Here is a 16,191-nt window from a genome sequence, read left to right as displayed (position 1 = left end):
TGGCGTCGGTCTGCCTGGTCAGTTCGCCGAAGGCGTTGTACTCATAGGTCCAGGTGCCCATGTCGGGGTCGACCATTTGCGTCTTGCGGCCGCGCAGGTCGTAGCTCAGGCTGACGATGTTGCCTTGGGGGTCGGTGGTGGCGATCAGGTTGCCGATGGCGTCGTATTGATACGTCAGGGCATTGTTCTGGGTGTCGATGACTTTGACCAGTTGGCCCTGGCTGTTCTTGATCTTGGTTTGGGTCTGGTTCAGTGCATTGGTGATCGTGGTCGTCAGGCCGTTGTAGGCCATCAGGGTCTGGCTGCCGTCGGGGGCTGTCGTGATCAGCACCCGGCTCAGGCTGTCGTAGCTGACCGTCGTCCATTGCGGGGTCTGGTTGCTGTAGTACGGCAGGCTGCTGCGATAGACCCGGCCAAGGCTGTCGTATTGGGTGTCTTTGGCGATCACGCTGGTGCCGTCGAAGCCGACTGTCTCGCTCTTGATCTCGCGTTGCAGGCTGTCGTAGTAGCTCTTGCTCCACGGCCCCGCCGCGGTGACGCCGTCGGCGGCCAACGGCGTGACTTGAATGACGTAGGCCGCCAGGCTCGGACACGGCGTGGTGCCGCCGTTGATGCCGTTGCAATACAGGTAGTCCCATTTGGTTTGCGTGCCGTCGGCGCGGATTTCCCTGATCTTGCGGCCGAAGCCGTCGTATTGCCATTGCGTGGTGAGACCGTTGGGGCCGGTCAGGCTGGTCATGCCGCCGAACTTGGGGTCGTAGGTCTTGGTCTCACTCTGGCCCAGCGCATTGCTGCTGCTGACCGGGAACTGGCCTACCGCATCATAGGCGGTGGCGCTGCTGCGCGGGAGGACTGCTGCCGAACCGGTCGCCGGCGAGCTCGTCGTGGCGGCGACCTTGTTGCCGTAGGCGTCGTAGGTGTAGGCTGTCTCCAGGCGTAGCTGGGAGTTGTCCGGTTCGATGATCTCTTTGGTGAGCAGGCCTGTCGCGGCATCGTATTCGAACGCGGAGGTGCGCGTCATCGTGCCCGCCTGGACTGGATTTGCCGATCCCCCGATCAGCAAACCCAGCAATATCGTGGTCAAGGTGTTCCGTGTGAACGATGCCTTCATTGCTACCCCTGTATTTTTATTGAGTGATGTCGTCATGCTTGGCCGTGACGCTCTTATGGTGTTGCGCTCGTGACGCTGGATTTGAGCAAGCGGCCCAGATACCAGTTATTGCTGTCGTTAGCGTAGCTGTTGATCGTGCTCTTGCCGTAGCCGTCGCTGGTCGAGACATCGACCCTGGTGGCGTTGCCCCAGGTGTCGTACTCGGTCTTGGTGGTGATCACCGGCAGCACCGCGCCGTTGTAGTCCCAGCCGCTTTCCACGCTCTGGTTGGCGTAGACGAAGTAGCGCTTGCCGGCGCCGACGACACAAGGTGTCACCGTCGTACTCGCGGCATCATTGCAGTTGTAGCTGTTGGTGATCTGGCTCAGTACACCGTTGTTGCCGCCGCCAGCCAAGCTCTTCTTGACCAGACTCGGCAGGCCGGTGTACGGCCAGCTTTGCTGGTACTCCGTATAAGACGTCAGGCCCGTCTCCACCTGCCTAGTTTGCATCCAGCGAAAACCCAATAAGCCGCGACCGGACAGGTCGCTCTTCAGGCCGCCATAGGTGTAGCGGGTATTGGTAGCGCCACCTACGCCATTTGGCGACGAGACAGACGCCACGACATATATTGGAGCCTGTATATCTTGAATCGGATAGGACGATAAGGAAATATCCTTGTTATAAACACTTTTGTTCGTCACCGATGCATAACCGATATTAAGGACCGCACCCGCGCTATCCGTGACTGTCGTGAGCAAACTCGGGCGAGTCGTTGAAGCAGTAGTGTTTCGCTGCCAATACAGCCCACCATCAGTTGCGCCAAGTATGCTTGAGGTGCCATCACCATTGACGTCTGTGATCCAGACGCGACCCTGAATATTCGTACCAAACCAACCATCAGCAGGCCTGAACACCGTGTTTACATGCTGCACCGGACCAAATCCAGTACCAGTATTCAGTTGCCAGTAGAGGCCACTATCCGTTGCGCCTAATATATCCGGCAGGCCATCCCCATTGACGTCCGCAATCCAGACGCGATTTTGCATACTCAAATCGAACCAGCCAAACGAGGGCTTAAACGTCGTATCAACCTGTTGCTGCACAGGACCAAATCCCGATCCTGTATTCAACTGCCAATACAAGCCTCCGTCGGTCGCACCGAGAATATCCGGCAAACCATCACCATTGATATCAACAATCCAAACACGATTTTGAATGTTCGTGCCGAACCACCCATTCGATGGAGTAAATGTCGTATCGGCACGTTGAACGTCGCCAAATCCCGCCCCCGTATTCAACTGCCAGTACAAGCCGCTATCCGTCGCCCCTAAAATATCTGGCAGGCCGTCACCATTAACATCTGCAATCCATACACGATTTTGGAAATTCGGAGAAAACCAGCCGCTCGATGGCGTGAATCCGGTATTCGCGCGTTGAGCATCGCCGAATCCAGAGCCAGTATTCAACTGCCAATACAGGCCGCTGTCCGTTGCTCCTAAAATATCTGGCAAGCCGTCGCCATTAACGTCCGCAATCCACACCCGATTTTGGAAATTGGGAGAAAACCAACCGCTCGATGGTGTAAACAGCGTATTTGCTCGCTGAACTGGGCCGAATCCGGCTCCTGTATTCAACTGCCAATAGAGGCCGCTATCTGTCGCACCCAGAATATCCGGCAGACCGTCGCCATTAACGTCCGTAATCCACACACGATTTTGCATACTCGGATCAAACCAACCATAAGAAGGCTTAAACGTTGCTTCCACTTGTTGAACCGCACCGAATCCGCTACCGGTATTTAATTGCCAGTAGAAACCACCATCCGTCACACCCAGCACATCCGGCAAGCCATCTCCATTTACATCGACGGTCCATACCCGATTCTGGAAATTAGGCGAAAACCAACCATCCGCAGGCCGAAACCCCGTGTCCGATCTTTCAGATGATCCGAAACTCGACACTTCGTTTGACCAATCGAATTTAAATTTTCCACGGCACACTTCCGCTGAACATTCCGACACCTCCGAAATCCTTGAGCGCTTTGCAGCGCCGTCAACTTGATAGGCGATGTTGTATGTTTTGACTGCGCTAGTACCGCCATACAGCGCCAATGATTTCAACCGCACCGCATTTCTCATTAGTGAACCGGCTTGATACATCGGCACAATATCCGGCCTGGCCTCGTACTGGAACTGCACGGAGTTTGTCGGCGCCGTGTTGATCTTGCTGTTGCCCGTGTAATCAATCCGGTTCGGGTAATAATCCCCGTTGGCGGCGTCCTTCGTATAACTCGCCATCAGGTAATTTCCCTTCGTATCTTCTATCCTGTTCAACGCCCACACGCGGATCGTCGTCTTCCCTTGCGCCTCGATCCGGGCATCCGTGGTTTTACCGTACTCCATCACCTGACCAGCTTTGGTCCATACCTTGAACCATGCAGGCCCATTACCCGCACTGCTATACGAAACAATCTTCGCGAAACTCTCCCGCTCCGTCCTATACTCCGTTCCGTCTCCGCCTTCACTGCCATTGATCGCGATCAGCCGTTGACCGTCCAGGCAGTACCGATCGTTGCTGTCGTAGTTCACACCGCCTCTGACACCATCCTGCGCCATCGTCCGCGGACATCGACCCACTCCGCCCAGACCTCCCAGGCTCCAACCCATTCCCAGCAAACCATTGCCCGATTGACTGCTGTAGTTCAGCGACAGCTTGGGCTCCATCCCCCCAACACCGGGAGACACCTGAATCGGAATCGTATAGGTCGCCGCACCGCTCTCACTGACCTGGAACTGGCCTGGTGTGACCATTTGGGCTTGGACGCATAACGGGAGAAACAAGGCCGCAATCGACTGTAAGAAATGTCTCCATTTTTTCTTGGTGTTATGTACGGATAACATGGCCGCTCCTTACTTTTTTAAATTATTGTTTATCAATGAATTGGTTGACGGCAGATACACAAAATGCCAATCGCTATATTTTTTTGTACCGATAAAATCAGCGCTTTCCTGCTCAAAATATTTTTTTATCGGCTCATTCGCAGATAAGCTAGATATCCCCATGATTCCGCCGTCAGGCGCCCGAATCAGTCCCCATTTTTCCGTACCGGTAAAGGGATCCTTATAAATCTTCCTCAAGTATCTGGTAGTGACAAGCTGCCGATTGTCCTTGAGCAGATCATCCAACGAGTTCGGATATCGTTTGATTGTTCCCGGGGTCTTTTGATAGTAAGTGCCGATCGCATTTCGAAATGCGTTTCCGATAAACAGAAGTTCCCTTTCTTTTTCCCGCTGCTGTTGCATCGACCATATCACGCCGGTTCCCGCCAGCGACGCCGACAGAATCGCAACAAGGAACAGCGCCGCAAGATAAGTAAACCCCTCTTCATTGCGCTTGATCATTACCAATCCCGATACAAGGTTCCATCCCTGGCACGCGATGAAGATCCGCTGCGCACATCGAATACGCCTCCCAAATCGGAATTTTCAGGGGCAACGATCATCCATGTCCTATTGCTGTCCGTCATCGGATCGAGAGGAATTTTCCGGAGATATTTATGCGAGACGAGATCATCCAAGGTCTGCGGATATTTACCGGTATCCCCATAGAATTTGTCGATTACATCTCGCAACGTAGATAAATTTTCCCGTAATACCGACTCTTTCGCCTTATCCACATTACCAATGTAACGCGGTGCGGCAAGCGACAAGAGCGTCGCGATGATCGCCATGACGACCAATAACTCAATCAGAGTGAAGCCCTTGCGCCGGTCATAAAAAGTCATGGATTACCAATCGCGGTAAGCGATACCGTTCAAGCCTATGCCTTCAGACAAGGAATAGACATCAAAAACATCGCTCCCTGCCTTGGGCTCCTCAGCGCTTGAGGCATAACTTCTCCTGCCCCAGTTTGCCGCGGCGGCGACGGTATCGTCAGATTGAAATGGGTCACGTGGAATACGACGCAGAAAGTATATTTTTTGCGACGCCGCACTTTTAATGTCTGTCACGCCTCTTTGCAGAATTTCAAGATCCGGCGGGTATCCGGACTCTCCGGCCTTCACCTCTATCCTGCCGTCATCGACAGCTTTTTTGTACTGATCGAGCGCTCCGCGAATCTCCCGCAAGGCATGCCTTAATTCTGCTTCTTTATTACGTTTTGTCGCCAAACTGGCCATGGGCAGAGCGACGCTGGCCAGGATAGAAACAATCACTATCGTGACAAGCAACTCGACAATCGTAAAGCCGCCTTGTTCGTATTTTCGCATTGCGTCAGTCATGCATATCTCGCCTAATTCGACGGTTGCAATACAAACGGCGGCGGCAATACGGGGGCCGCATTGGCATCGCCCACCGAGACAGGCGTCGCCGAAACGACCTTCACTTCCGTCGGCCCTTTGGCATCCAACACTCTGAACGTCAATACGGCAATCGCATCGTCTCCTTGCACTCCTTCCACGCCAGAGCGCACCACGCTGACGAACGCCTTTCCTGACTTGGCATCGACGTTACTGGATATGCTGGATTGCCCGCCGTCCTGTTTAAAGAACGGACCTTCAGCGATCTCGACAACCTGCAACGCGGCCGGATCGAATCCCAATTGAAACGGCAAGCTCCGCAAACCGCCATCCGATTTGACTCTGAGCGCGAGTTTGAACTGCTCTCCCACCTTGGCTTGCTTCGGCCCCTGCCATTGCAATGCGATGTGTGAAGGTGAAGTATTTTTGGCCTTTGCCGCACCACTATTCGGCGCATCCGCAGTGGGCGTTTTCCCAGACTTGACCTCGTCGTCCATTGCCAGCGGCTGCAACGTCAACGGACGATTGCGTAAAGCCATTTCGGTACCAGACCAGAATTCGTTGAATGCAGCCTCCGGCCGCTTGATGTTGCGGATCAAATGCGGCGTAATGGACAGGACAATCTCGGTCTTTTGCCTGTCGTCTTTTTGGCTGGCGAACAATCGTCCCAAGATAGGAATATCGCCGAGACCGGGAACCCGGTTTGCACTCATGCGGTCCTCATCCCCGATCAACCCGGCAAGCACTTGGGTTTCGCCATCCCGCAGACGCAACACGGTGGAAGCAGATCGCGAGCCGATCTGATAGGTGACGGAGCCTGCGGGCGTCAGCACCTGATTGGTGATCGAACTGACCTCAAGGCCAACCTTGATCGCAACTTCATCCTGAAGATAGACATTCGGTTCCACTTCCAGCTTGATGCCGACATCCAGGTACTGAATGCTCTCGGAGATAATCCCGGTCGCAGTAGTGGTTGTCGTCGAAACCGGTACCTTATCGCCGATCATGATCTTGGCTTTTTCCCGATTTCGTGCCCGGATACGGGGATTCGCGAGAATATTTGCATCCCCCACCTCGCGCCGCAAATTCACGACGGCGCTGGAAAGATTCGCGCCGACGCGATCAGAATTGAGATTTTTCAGATCCATCAGCGTGGTCGATGTCGAACCGCTGCTGCTCAAAGGCGACAACGTCAGTTTGGTCGGCCATTGAATACCCAACTCCGTAAGCTTGGTCCGTTTCACTTCCAACACTTCAACCTCGAGCATGACTTCGGGATCCGCAAGGTCGTGCATTGCGATCAGCTTTTCTGCCAGTTTGATCGCTTCCGGCGTGTCGCGCATGACGATCAAATTCAACTTCTCGTCGATAAACACGTCTTTGGTCTTCAACAGGCCTTTGATCATCGCCTGAGTCTGCTTGGCGTCTGCGTTCCCCAGATAGAATCCCTTCACCACCAATTCCTGATAATCCTTCAGCTTTTCAGGCGTATTGGGATAAATCAAAATCGTGTTGCTGTTCAATACCTTCTTTTCCAGGCGATTGGTCTGAAGAAGCAAGTCGATCGCATTTTCGAGCGACGAGTCGCGCAGAAAAATCGTCGTCCTCAAATCCGGCTTGACATCCTGGTCCAGGATGAAATTGACGCCGCTTGAGCGCGCCAGCGCTTCAAACACAATGCGCAGATTGGCATCCCGAAATTCGAGGCTGATAGGTTTTTTCTGAGAGGTCTTCAAGACTGGTTCCACAACCGTCTTTTTATGCTCCAGCTCGTCAATCTGCCGCTTCAATCCGGCCAGCTCGATATTCGTTGAGCCTTCCGCAAACAAGGGTTTCAGTAAGGCGGCGGCGCGATCCACCTCGCCTTTTGCCAATGTCTCTTTCGCCAGATCGATGATAGGCGCATAACGACGCTCCTTTTCCAAGGCATCGATTCCGGCCTGGGCGCGGTTGTTGGCCGGCTCCATTTGCAAAACGCGACGGTAATATCCTTCACTGCTGTCGAAAGCGCCGCCGATCCTGTCGGTATCGGCCGCAGCGAGAAGACGATTGATCTGATCCTCTTTGCGGCGAAGATAATCGGCACGAAACGCAACATTATCCGGCGCCTCCTTGCTGGCTCTTTCCAGATTGGCGAGCCCCTCGTCAAAACGGCCTTCCGCAATCTGGTTCAAGCCATCTCGATGGGCCTGTTCACCGGCGCAACCGGCAAGTCCCAGGATGATCGCGGCACCCCATGCCGCCTTAGTCAATGATTTCATTCTCTCGTTCTTTATAAACCTGTGCCGATAGACAATGTTTGCCGGATTCCCATGGGAAGGTATTGAATGATCAGGTTGCCGTTTTCCACACCGTCAAACCGATAACTGTTGTCGAATGTGTCGCCTTTTTTGATCACGAAGGACTCTGTGCCTTTGCTCAGATAAATTGTCCAGTTCTCTCCATCCTCTTCCAGCTTCCCGACATATGAAAAAGGCAAAGGCGGCGCGGTCGGTTTCGGCGGCGGTTGCGGAGGCGGCGGAGGTGGCGGCACATACCACGATTTCGGCGTAAAAGGATTGACGTCTCCTACCGACATTTCCAGACGAGACAGCTTGTCCAGTGCAAGATCGCGCACGCCTGGAGTTTTGGAGACTGGCTGTTTCGGTGGCGGAACGGATCGTTCGGCCGGCTCGCTGATGGCAACCGACGCATCCTCTCCGGCAGAAAGCTTCCAGGCAGCGGCAATCACCAACAGCAGCAGCACGCTTAACATGACCAGACGTTTATTGACCTTCATTGCAGAGGTCTCACGTACAACGCAAATTTCAGCTCCGCATCGATCATCGGATCATTGATGCGCTGCCTGGTAAAGACAATACTGTCCAGCGATGCATTCGGCACCTCGTTCAACACCTGAGCGATGAACTTCCGAATCTGCAGATATCCCCCTTTGACCGGGAAAACAATATCATAGCGAACCAGCTTGCTGTCTCGTTCATTTGCCAGTTGATAATCGCCTCTTTCAAGAACCACGCCCTGCGCCGAAGCCGCGGCATATATCCGCCCCATGCCCTCAGGAACGGCGTCCTGCAGGGGAAAGAACTTGTAGAAGTCGGCCAATTGCTCTGCGGGATTCAACACTTTGATTTCCGATGGCGGAAGTTTTGATCTCGCCCTCAACTGGCGCGCTTCATTCTTCAAGTCCGATACCTCCTGACGTATCGGTGCGAGCAGAAAAAAATGCAAGGCAATACTCACACCGATCAACAGCAGCCCCAACATGCCCGGACGCCCCAAAGCGCGCAAGCAACGACCGATCCGCCAGACGAACAGGGAGCTTATTTTCATCGCGGCCGCCCCTTCATTTCCGAAGGCCATCAGGCGTCAGCAGCCATTTCGCCACGACCACGAACCGTACCGGTTTCTGCGCATCTTGTTGCTGGATCTGATGATTCATCACGTATGAATCCCGCAAGACAGGAATGGCGGAAATCTGACGCGCATACTCCAGCACGCCATCGAAATCCTTTGCTTCCGCAGTAATGCGCAATTCCTTTCTCTCGGTATCCGGTTCTATGCTCAGCAAGGTCACGCGATCGTTCATCGTGGATTCGATTTCGCGAAACAACTCGTCCCATGGCAACGACAAGCGGGAAATGGTCCTGTTCGCCGCTTTCAGTTCTGCCTGCAACTGCTCGCGATTTCCCGCTCCGCTTGCGCTTGCATCGGGCCGTATCTTTTTGCGCTCGCTATTCTTCAAGTCGCGCCAGGATTTTTCCCAAACGCCGAGTTCCTTGGCCGATGAAAGATAGCTTCTCCCCTGATAGCCGGCCAGCAACAGAGCAACAAGAAGCAACACCAATCCCAGCCAGGAAAACGAATTTCCGGTCGCAATAAAATTGATTTTCAACGCTTGCATCAGCCGGCTGCCTCCGTCACTTCGATCTTGCGCTGACGCGCCCCGTAAAGCCCGCGCCCCAGCACATGAAATCGCTCCATCTGCGCAAAAGTCGATGTATCGACGAGGGTATGGAGATCGAGATACACGCGTGTCCGCTCATTCTCCCCTTGCAAAACGATTTCCCGGTCAATCGCGGCCAGCAGGGAAGACGGCATATCGCCGGACAGTTTCACCGAACGGATGCTTTTCCATAATCCATCCCTGATCGCGGCCATCACGCATAAGCCGTTTTCAACCCTGACCAGCAAACCGTTGCCGGCAACGCGACTGCGCCAGGTGTTGAACGTCCGGACAAAGCCCGTTTCGACAGAAACGAGATGGACCTTGTTCTTCGCGAACACTGCCTTCAGCGACTCAAGAAAGGAGCGTTGAAGCGCGCAGGCAATGCCATCTTTGCCGTACTCGGCCAGATGCCAGGATATTTCCATCTCTCTATCGGTCGCACCAAATAAGACATCGAAGTGAATGCGCGCCAACGCAGCGATCTCCGCCCTCTTGGTGGAGTCCTGCGGCCAGGGAAATAAGACATAGCGCGCGAAAGCATCGGAAACCACCACCTCCGCATCGGCGGATGTCCATGTTGATTGCGCCAGCCATTGCCCGAGCGCCGTCAGGACTGCGTCCCATGCCTGGGACGTATTCCCCGGTTCGACAGCCAACGAACCAAGTTCCTCCAGGGGCGAACGCCATCCTTTCTTGCGCAAAGAAATGGTCATGCCGTCCGCTGCAAGCACGACGGTAAGCTTGTTACGCAACGAAAGTGACACGATTGATTTCTTCCAAAGTCGTTTTCCCCGACGCCATCAGGTCCAGGGCCGCCTCCCGCAAAAACCGCGTGCCATTGGCGCGCGCGGCTTCCTTGATGGTCCGGATCGGCGCACGCGCAATAATCAGTTCTCTCAGCTCATCGCTCAGATTCAACACCTCGCCGATGGCATGACGCCCTTTGTAGCCGGTGCCGCGGCAATGCCCGCATCCTTTGCCACGACGGAACGTCATGCGCATGGCATCTTCGTTGCGGATGCCGGACGCCGCAAGCTCGGCCTCTTCCGGCTGATATGGCATAGAGCACTCAGGGCAAATGAGCCGCACCAAGCGCTGCGCCATGATGCCATTCAAGGCCGATACAAAGCTGTAAGTGTCGACCCCCATATGCAAAAAGCGGCCCAGCACATCGAACACATTGTTAGCGTGCACACTGGTTAATACCAAATGGCCGGTCAACGCCGATTGAATTGCGATTTGCGCCGTCTCGGGGTCGCGAATTTCACCGACCAATATCTTGTCCGGATCGTGACGCAAGATCGAGCGCAAGCCGCGAGCGAAGGTGAGTCCTTTCTTCTCATTCACGGGGATTTGCAGCACGCCCGGCAATTGGTACTCCACCGGGTCTTCGATCGTGATGATCTTGTCTTGCCCGTTGTTGATCTCGGAGAGCGCCGCATACATCGTGGTCGTCTTGCCGCTGCCGGTCGGCCCCGTCACCAGCAGCATGCCGTAAGGTTTGGCCGCCAATTGCCGGATCTCCGCCAGCGTGGCCGCCTCGAAGCCGAGCAGGTCCAACCTCAAGCCCTTGATCTGGTCGGTCAGAGTGCGTTTATCGAGGATACGGATCACCACGTCTTCGCTGACGATGCTCGGCATGACGGATACGCGGTAATCGATTTCTTGCCCCTTGATCGACAATTTGAAACGGCCGTCTTGCGGGACCCGGCGTTCGGCGATGTCGAGTTCGGCCATTACCTTGATGCGCGACACGACCTGCTCGACCATGTCCATGCCGGGCACCGATGCAATATGGGCCAGCACGCCGTCAATCCGGTATTTCACCTGCAAGCCCGCCGGCGTCGCCTCCAGGTGGATGTCGCTGGCGCCGACTTTCATGGCGTCATAGATGGTCGAATTGACCAGCTTGACGACCGGACTGGTGTCTTCCGCGATGGAACTGAGCGACAGGTCTTCGACCGTCAGCCGAACCGACGGCTCGCCGCCGCCCATGTGCAACGCACCGTCAATGGCGCGCAAGCCATCTTCATGCACGGCAAAATATGCCGCCAGATCGGTCTTGTGGGACAACTGCCACGACAAGGCCTGGCCGATTCGGGCTTCCAGCCATGTCTGCAAAGCCAGGTCGAAAGGATCGGACAGGATGCATACCAGCACATCGCCATCATGCGCCACCAGACAATTGCGCTGCAACGCTTCCGGAAAGGACAACAAGGAAAAAGACGGCGTCAGGCGGTACAAGCCCTCCATATCCAACACTGGATAATGCAGGGTCTTGCCAAGACGATGCATGAACTGCGAGGCAGTCAGCGCCAATCTTTCAGCGGATTTTTCCTCCAGCACAGCCATCATGTCGCGCTGGTTGCTCCCCACCAGTTGACGCACTTCCTGGATCAATGCCAGAGGAAGCGGCTCAACCGGTGCTGAAACAACAGCGGAAATGGCATGATCAAGCAGGCTCATTCATTTCCCTGATTCTTATAGATTACGGGGGACATTCAAGCTGAATCTGACGCCATACCTCCCCCGCGCCATGATTCCATCCTGTCCCGCCCCAACAACCGAAGAACTTGTCCATGATCTTGCCGCAAGAGCATGAACAAGTCCTTATCAAATACTTCACTGAATACTACTGGCCAATTCAAAGATCGGCAGATACATCAACAACACCACAACGCCGATGATCAGTCCGATGGCGATCATCAGCAACGGTTCAAACAAGCGCGTAAACCAATCCACCCAGCGAGCAATCTCGTCATCGTAAAGCTTGGCGATGCGCTCCATCGATTCACCCATGCTGCCCGAACGCTCCCCGACGGCCAGCAAGCGCACGCCAACCTCGGTCGCCAGACCATTGGCCGAGAATGCCTCGGATACCTGCTGACCTTCGCTGATGCTCAATGCTGCATAGCGCAGGCCGTCACGCAAAGCAGGCTGACGCAACAAATCCGCCACCATGTCCAATGCCGTCACAAAAGGAATGCCGCCATTGATCAGCATCGCCAAGGTACGCGTGAAGCGGGCCAATTGATAGAGACGAATCTTTTCGCCCATGGTCGGCAAGGACCAGAGCGTCCGCGCCAGCCACGCGCGGGTCGCCGGCCGCGTGAGGCCGAAAGCGATTGCCGCCAGCAATGCAAAAAACCCGAGAGCGACGCCGACCGCATGATCGCTCAGGAAATGTCCCCATTGCATCAATACCCTGGACATCCACGGCAGATCGCCGCCGATGTCTTCATACACGCGGCTAAAGCGCGGCACGACATAACCAAGCAAGAACAGGATCACCAGCAGACCGACCAGAATCAGCAACACAGGATAGACCGACGCCGCCACAACCTTGTCGCGCACCAGATTCAGTTGACGGTGATACGCCAGATAGCGGCGCAGCGCCTCATTCAGATCGCCGGTATGTTCCGAAGTGCGGATTGTTGCGACATACAGCGAGGGGAATGCATCCGGCATCGCCTGCAACGCCCGGGAAAACGACAATCCTTCGCGCAAGTGACGGCCGAGATTTTCCAGTATCTTCTTGCCTTCGACATCACGCGACTTGCGCGCCAGGATATCGACGGTCTCCACCAGACTCAAGCCGGCATCCAGTAAGGCAAGCAACTCCTGGCTGAACAACGCGACGGAAAATTTCTGCCGCTTGCCAAGCCGCCACGACAAGCTGAATTGGCGCTGAGCGGAAATAACACGATACCCTTGCTGCTCCGCCTGCCGTGTCGCCTCGACGAGGTCAGCCGCAGCCAGCGTCAGGGAACTGACGCCTTCCGGCACACGATAGACTTTGAGTTGGAATTGCATACATCAGAGAGACAGCCACGGCAAAACTTCACCAGTTGGTCACGTCCGCATCCTCCCCTTCGCCGCCGGCTTTGCCGTCGCGGCCATAAGACAAAATATCGTAGTCGCCGTGTTCGCCGGGGAAGCGGTAAATATACGCGTGCTGCCATGGATCTTGCGGCAGCGCCTTCTTCAGGTATGGACCTTGCCATCTGGTCTCACCCGCTGGTTGCTTCATCAGCGCGTCGAGGCCTTGCTCGGTTGCCGGATAGTGGCCCGTGTCGAGGCGATAGACTTCGAGGGCTTTTTCGAAGGCGTCGATTTGGGCACGGGCGGCTTTGATTTCGGATTTGCCGATTTGGGCGAAGTAGCGGGGGGCGACGTAGCCGGCTAGGAGACCGATGATGACCATTACAACCAATAGCTCTAAAAGGGTGAAACCACCTTGGTCTTTAATTCTCATTATTTATATATGTTTCGATTCTGGAATAGATACTCGAGACTACAAACGAAATTGAATCTGCAGCAAGGCAAAACTGAGCATATGATTTCGGATCGAATCTACAAATGGCATCAAAACCAGGAATGATATCCCGTATAGCAAACGTCGCTATCGCATTTTTCCCGATATTACCGGGGGAAATTTTTTTTGACTTGTTAGTGAGAGCAATGATGGGCATATCTATATATCCCACGTCCAATCCCGTCTCAGATTGATCAATAAATACAAAACAAAGGTCTATATCATTTAGGACTTTGGTATAGATACTTCCCATTTTTTGATGTTCATCAAGATTAAAACCCAATGATCGCAAGCGCGTTGAATAGCGTTCTTTGAGCAGGCAATATTTTTCCTGTTCAGATAAGATATTAAATTCAGCTTTATCCAACAAACCCTTTTTATATGCTCCACAGCTACGCGCAGCCCTATAAGAATTCATAATTTGCAGCTTTGGTGGTGCATCTGCCGGTAATTCAAAATAGCGACTTAATGTGGACTCAATTTGCCCTCCGCCCCTCTGAAGCGCTTCTAATCTCAATTTATCTAAAAACTTTGATCTATATTTATCTGTCCCGTCTACCGAGCCTAGACGTATATCAAAAGGCCCTTTTAGGGCAGTCAATCTTTCCTTTGCGTATTCTCTCCAATATTCAAGAAGTGCCAAATAGCTTTTGTCGTCTCCGGCCACCGAACGCATTGCGTCCATATACACTTTAAGAGGTTCTCCATATCCGTTCACGTCCAATTCATTCCATAAGTCTGTGCAAGTCTCTGCAAGTGCATATAGAAAACTAGAAAGATTTTTTGATGGATTCTTAGGCATCAATATACGCTCTACTTTCTTAGTCTTGAGGCCTCATTCGCTTAGATGGGAGCGGAAAGGGACCGGCCAACATCCTAGCGGCCTGAGCGCGAACTGCCTGCGCAATCGACCTTTCCATCGGGCTCGCATCTAACGCTCTATATGTTACAAGACCATTACCCCCATAAAAAAACTCATAACGATTCATTGTTCCAGAAAGAACAATACTTTGCTGAGATCCAAATAGAGGAGTCGCACTTCCGCTGCTATATCCGCTGATAGCAGTATAGGTACTCATCTGCGCCGCGCCGCTGGCGAAACCGTATCTTGAGTCCGGTTTAATATCCCAGACCATTTTTAGCGATTCTGAAAAAATATCTGGCCTCCCTCCAAAGAAATTATCGGAACTGTCATACCACTTGTTGTAGCCCAACTGAAGAGATGGGTCTGCATACTCTTTTAAATAATTAGTAAATGCTCTTTCCGCATCTCTTCCTTGTGCAAAACACTCGTGTGCGACGCAATTGAACAAATATCCAAAAGCTGCTGTGACAGCCCCATTCCCGAATTTACCACCACCTAATGCCGAAGCTGTTCCGCCTATCACCACATTCTGGACGACCGCCGTCAATGGATTCATAGAATACCCGCTCAGCGTGTAATCTCCTCCGTTGTTATAGTTTCCAAATCCGGCTGCCACACCTGCGGAAAGCGCTCCGGCGCCGCAATTTCCACCTCCCAGTACTGCAGATGCACATCCCACCACAGCATGACCAATCGTATTTTGGAATACGGACGCTGATGTAGCGCCGAGTTGCCCTGCTCCAGGAAAATACGTACCCACCATATAAAACGCCGACTGGGTTACATCTGCTATGAGGCCAGCCTTTAAAGCCTGATTCCAGCTACCGCCAAATAACTTGGTGGCCGCTGCAGCACAACCAGCCGCCTGCCCTGTGTAAACCGTACAACCAATCGTAGCAATAGGCTGTTTCAGATCTTTCACCGCTTGCACTACACTACTTCCAATACTGCGCACTCCGCCCCAGACGCTTCCGAGGAATCCACCAAGACTGAAGTAGCCACTTGGATCTGCTGTATTCAAAGGATTGTTGAATACATAGGCATATCGGTTATAGCTCTGAAGATTGTCCGGTGCCTGGATATACGGATCCGCACTCATGAACCGCCCAATCGCCGGATCGTAGATCCGCCCATTCATATGGATCAGGCCCAGTTCTTCCAGATGCTCATGGTTCGTAAAGCCGCGATCCGTATTGACGCCAACAACAGTTCCTTCAGTGTCCGTATTGCCCTCCGGGAAGCGACGCTTGCCAAACGGTTCATACGCAAGCCGTTCGATGGGTGTGCCCTGCTCATCCGTGATCGTCGTCGTCGAGCCCAGTTGATCGCGATGCATGTAGCTGATGGTCTGGGTCGTGCCGACCAGTTTGATCAGCGCAATGACCTGACCACCCGCCGTAATGAACTGTTTGTGTTCGATCGTGCCGTCGGTCTCGATGTCCTTCTCATAGAACAAACCACCGGTATTGTCCGGGTGCAGGTAGATCGTGGTAGCTGCCGGTGCAATCTGTTTTACACGCTGATGTTCAGGACCGTACGCAAACGCCAGGCTGATGCCCGGGGCGCCAATCGCCTGCGGCATGCCGAAGCTGGTGTACACCTCGCTTCTTCCCCGGTCGGCGATGACCTGGCCGGCGCTGTCGATCGCTACTTCTGCTATTAATGATCCATTGGC

General features: G+C 53.8%; 15 protein-coding genes and 1 pseudogene. 1 reads left to right on the top strand and 15 read right to left on the bottom strand.

The window, feature by feature from the left end; translation table 11 throughout:
- Window positions 1–1,021: pseudogene (locus RV1423_RS27560) on the bottom strand (type IV secretion protein Rhs); the annotation flags it as partial.
- On the opposite strand from RV1423_RS27560, the gene RV1423_RS30450 reads away from it, so the two are divergent.
- On the top strand, window positions 1,011–1,184 hold the full coding sequence (locus tag RV1423_RS30450; protein ID WP_197035023.1) for a hypothetical protein: 174 nt from the start codon (window positions 1,011–1,013) through the stop codon (window positions 1,182–1,184). The pseudogene RV1423_RS27560 and the gene RV1423_RS30450 sit on opposite strands and share 11 nt — an antisense overlap.
- Here RV1423_RS30450 and RV1423_RS27555 read toward each other — a convergent pair.
- The 14 genes from RV1423_RS27555 to RV1423_RS27490 all read right to left on the bottom strand — a co-directional run.
- The gene (locus RV1423_RS27555) at window positions 1,165–3,993 is read right to left on the bottom strand and encodes an FG-GAP-like repeat-containing protein (RefSeq protein ID WP_051517009.1); all 2,829 of its coding nucleotides are present in this window, start codon (window positions 3,991–3,993) and stop codon (window positions 1,165–1,167) included. The two genes, RV1423_RS30450 and RV1423_RS27555, sit on opposite strands and share 20 nt — an antisense overlap.
- Before the next feature lie 9 nt (window positions 3,994–4,002).
- Window positions 4,003–4,494 carry a type II secretion system protein gene (locus RV1423_RS27550; protein ID WP_034303820.1) on the bottom strand — a complete coding sequence of 164 codons (492 nt, stop codon included), beginning with the start codon at window positions 4,492–4,494 and terminating at the stop codon, window positions 4,003–4,005.
- Window positions 4,494–4,877, bottom strand: a complete 384-nt coding sequence (locus RV1423_RS27545) for a type II secretion system protein (RefSeq protein ID WP_034303819.1) — start codon at window positions 4,875–4,877, stop codon at window positions 4,494–4,496. Before RV1423_RS27545 ends, RV1423_RS27550 begins: the two co-directional genes overlap by 1 nt.
- A gap of 3 nt (window positions 4,878–4,880) precedes the next feature.
- On the bottom strand, window positions 4,881–5,372 hold the full coding sequence (locus tag RV1423_RS27540) for a type II secretion system protein (protein ID WP_155835339.1): 492 nt from the start codon (window positions 5,370–5,372) through the stop codon (window positions 4,881–4,883).
- 11 nt (window positions 5,373–5,383) lie between these two features.
- Window positions 5,384–7,651 carry a cohesin domain-containing protein gene (locus tag RV1423_RS27535; protein ID WP_034303818.1) on the bottom strand — a complete coding sequence of 756 codons (2,268 nt, stop codon included), beginning with the start codon at window positions 7,649–7,651 and terminating at the stop codon, window positions 5,384–5,386.
- 11 nt (window positions 7,652–7,662) lie between these two features.
- Window positions 7,663–8,169: a hypothetical protein gene (locus RV1423_RS27530; RefSeq protein WP_034303817.1), complete on the bottom strand. Its 507-nt coding sequence runs from the start codon at window positions 8,167–8,169 to the stop codon at window positions 7,663–7,665.
- Window positions 8,166–8,720 carry a hypothetical protein gene (locus RV1423_RS27525; RefSeq protein ID WP_034303822.1) on the bottom strand — a complete coding sequence of 185 codons (555 nt, stop codon included), beginning with the start codon at window positions 8,718–8,720 and terminating at the stop codon, window positions 8,166–8,168. The genes RV1423_RS27530 and RV1423_RS27525 overlap by 4 nt, the downstream gene beginning before the upstream one ends.
- Before the next feature lie 13 nt (window positions 8,721–8,733).
- Window positions 8,734–9,291: a PilN domain-containing protein gene (locus tag RV1423_RS27520; protein ID WP_034303816.1), complete on the bottom strand. Its 558-nt coding sequence runs from the start codon at window positions 9,289–9,291 to the stop codon at window positions 8,734–8,736.
- Window positions 9,291–10,100: a hypothetical protein gene (locus RV1423_RS27515; RefSeq protein ID WP_155835338.1), complete on the bottom strand. Its 810-nt coding sequence runs from the start codon at window positions 10,098–10,100 to the stop codon at window positions 9,291–9,293. Before RV1423_RS27515 ends, RV1423_RS27520 begins: the two co-directional genes overlap by 1 nt.
- A complete protein-coding gene (locus RV1423_RS27510) occupies window positions 10,081–11,802 on the bottom strand; it encodes a GspE/PulE family protein (protein WP_034303813.1) in 1,722 nt (573 codons plus the stop codon). The genes RV1423_RS27515 and RV1423_RS27510 overlap by 20 nt, the downstream gene beginning before the upstream one ends.
- 156 nt (window positions 11,803–11,958) lie before the next feature.
- Window positions 11,959–13,149, bottom strand: a complete 1,191-nt coding sequence (locus RV1423_RS27505; RefSeq protein ID WP_034303811.1) for a type II secretion system F family protein — start codon at window positions 13,147–13,149, stop codon at window positions 11,959–11,961.
- 28 nt (window positions 13,150–13,177) lie between these two features.
- Window positions 13,178–13,591, bottom strand: a complete 414-nt coding sequence (gene gspG / locus RV1423_RS27500; protein ID WP_034303809.1) for a type II secretion system major pseudopilin GspG — start codon at window positions 13,589–13,591, stop codon at window positions 13,178–13,180.
- Window positions 13,581–14,453, bottom strand: coding sequence for a hypothetical protein (locus RV1423_RS27495; RefSeq protein ID WP_155835337.1), 873 nt, complete (start codon window positions 14,451–14,453; stop codon window positions 13,581–13,583). Before RV1423_RS27495 ends, gspG begins: the two co-directional genes overlap by 11 nt.
- Window positions 14,454–14,472: 19 nt before the next feature.
- The coding region (locus RV1423_RS27490) for an RHS repeat-associated core domain-containing protein (protein ID WP_034303805.1) at window positions 14,473–16,191 on the bottom strand (1,719 nt) is incomplete at its 5' end.

Origin of the sequence: Herbaspirillum sp. RV1423, from assembly GCF_000577615.1 — a bacterium.
In the GTDB taxonomy this organism is placed as follows: domain Bacteria; phylum Pseudomonadota; class Gammaproteobacteria; order Burkholderiales; family Burkholderiaceae_D; genus Herbaspirillum.
Note: the sequence above shows the minus strand (reverse complement) of the source record. Positions and strands in the feature narration are given on the sequence as shown.

Excerpts from the sequence above, each read along its gene's own strand:
- RV1423_RS27495 (WP_155835337.1), bottom strand. The coding sequence starts at position 14,453 with ATGCCTAAGAATCCATCAAAAAATCTTTCTAGTTTTCTATATGCACTT.
- RV1423_RS27505 (WP_034303811.1), bottom strand. The coding sequence starts at position 13,149 with ATGCAATTCCAACTCAAAGTCTATCGTGTGCCGGAAGGCGTCAGTTCC.
- RV1423_RS27550 (WP_034303820.1), bottom strand. The coding sequence starts at position 4,494 with ATGATCAAGCGCAATGAAGAGGGGTTTACTTATCTTGCGGCGCTGTTC.
- RV1423_RS27520 (WP_034303816.1), bottom strand. The coding sequence starts at position 9,291 with ATGCAAGCGTTGAAAATCAATTTTATTGCGACCGGAAATTCGTTTTCC.
- gspG (WP_034303809.1), bottom strand. The coding sequence starts at position 13,591 with ATGAGAATTAAAGACCAAGGTGGTTTCACCCTTTTAGAGCTATTGGTT.
- RV1423_RS27555 (WP_051517009.1), bottom strand. The coding sequence starts at position 3,993 with ATGTTATCCGTACATAACACCAAGAAAAAATGGAGACATTTCTTACAG.
- RV1423_RS27510 (WP_034303813.1), bottom strand. The coding sequence starts at position 11,802 with ATGAGCCTGCTTGATCATGCCATTTCCGCTGTTGTTTCAGCACCGGTT.
- RV1423_RS27535 (WP_034303818.1), bottom strand. The coding sequence starts at position 7,651 with ATGAAATCATTGACTAAGGCGGCATGGGGTGCCGCGATCATCCTGGGA.
- RV1423_RS27525 (WP_034303822.1), bottom strand. The coding sequence starts at position 8,720 with ATGAAAATAAGCTCCCTGTTCGTCTGGCGGATCGGTCGTTGCTTGCGC.
- RV1423_RS27545 (WP_034303819.1), bottom strand. The coding sequence starts at position 4,877 with ATGACTTTTTATGACCGGCGCAAGGGCTTCACTCTGATTGAGTTATTG.
- RV1423_RS27540 (WP_155835339.1), bottom strand. The coding sequence starts at position 5,372 with ATGACTGACGCAATGCGAAAATACGAACAAGGCGGCTTTACGATTGTC.
- RV1423_RS27530 (WP_034303817.1), bottom strand. The coding sequence starts at position 8,169 with ATGAAGGTCAATAAACGTCTGGTCATGTTAAGCGTGCTGCTGCTGTTG.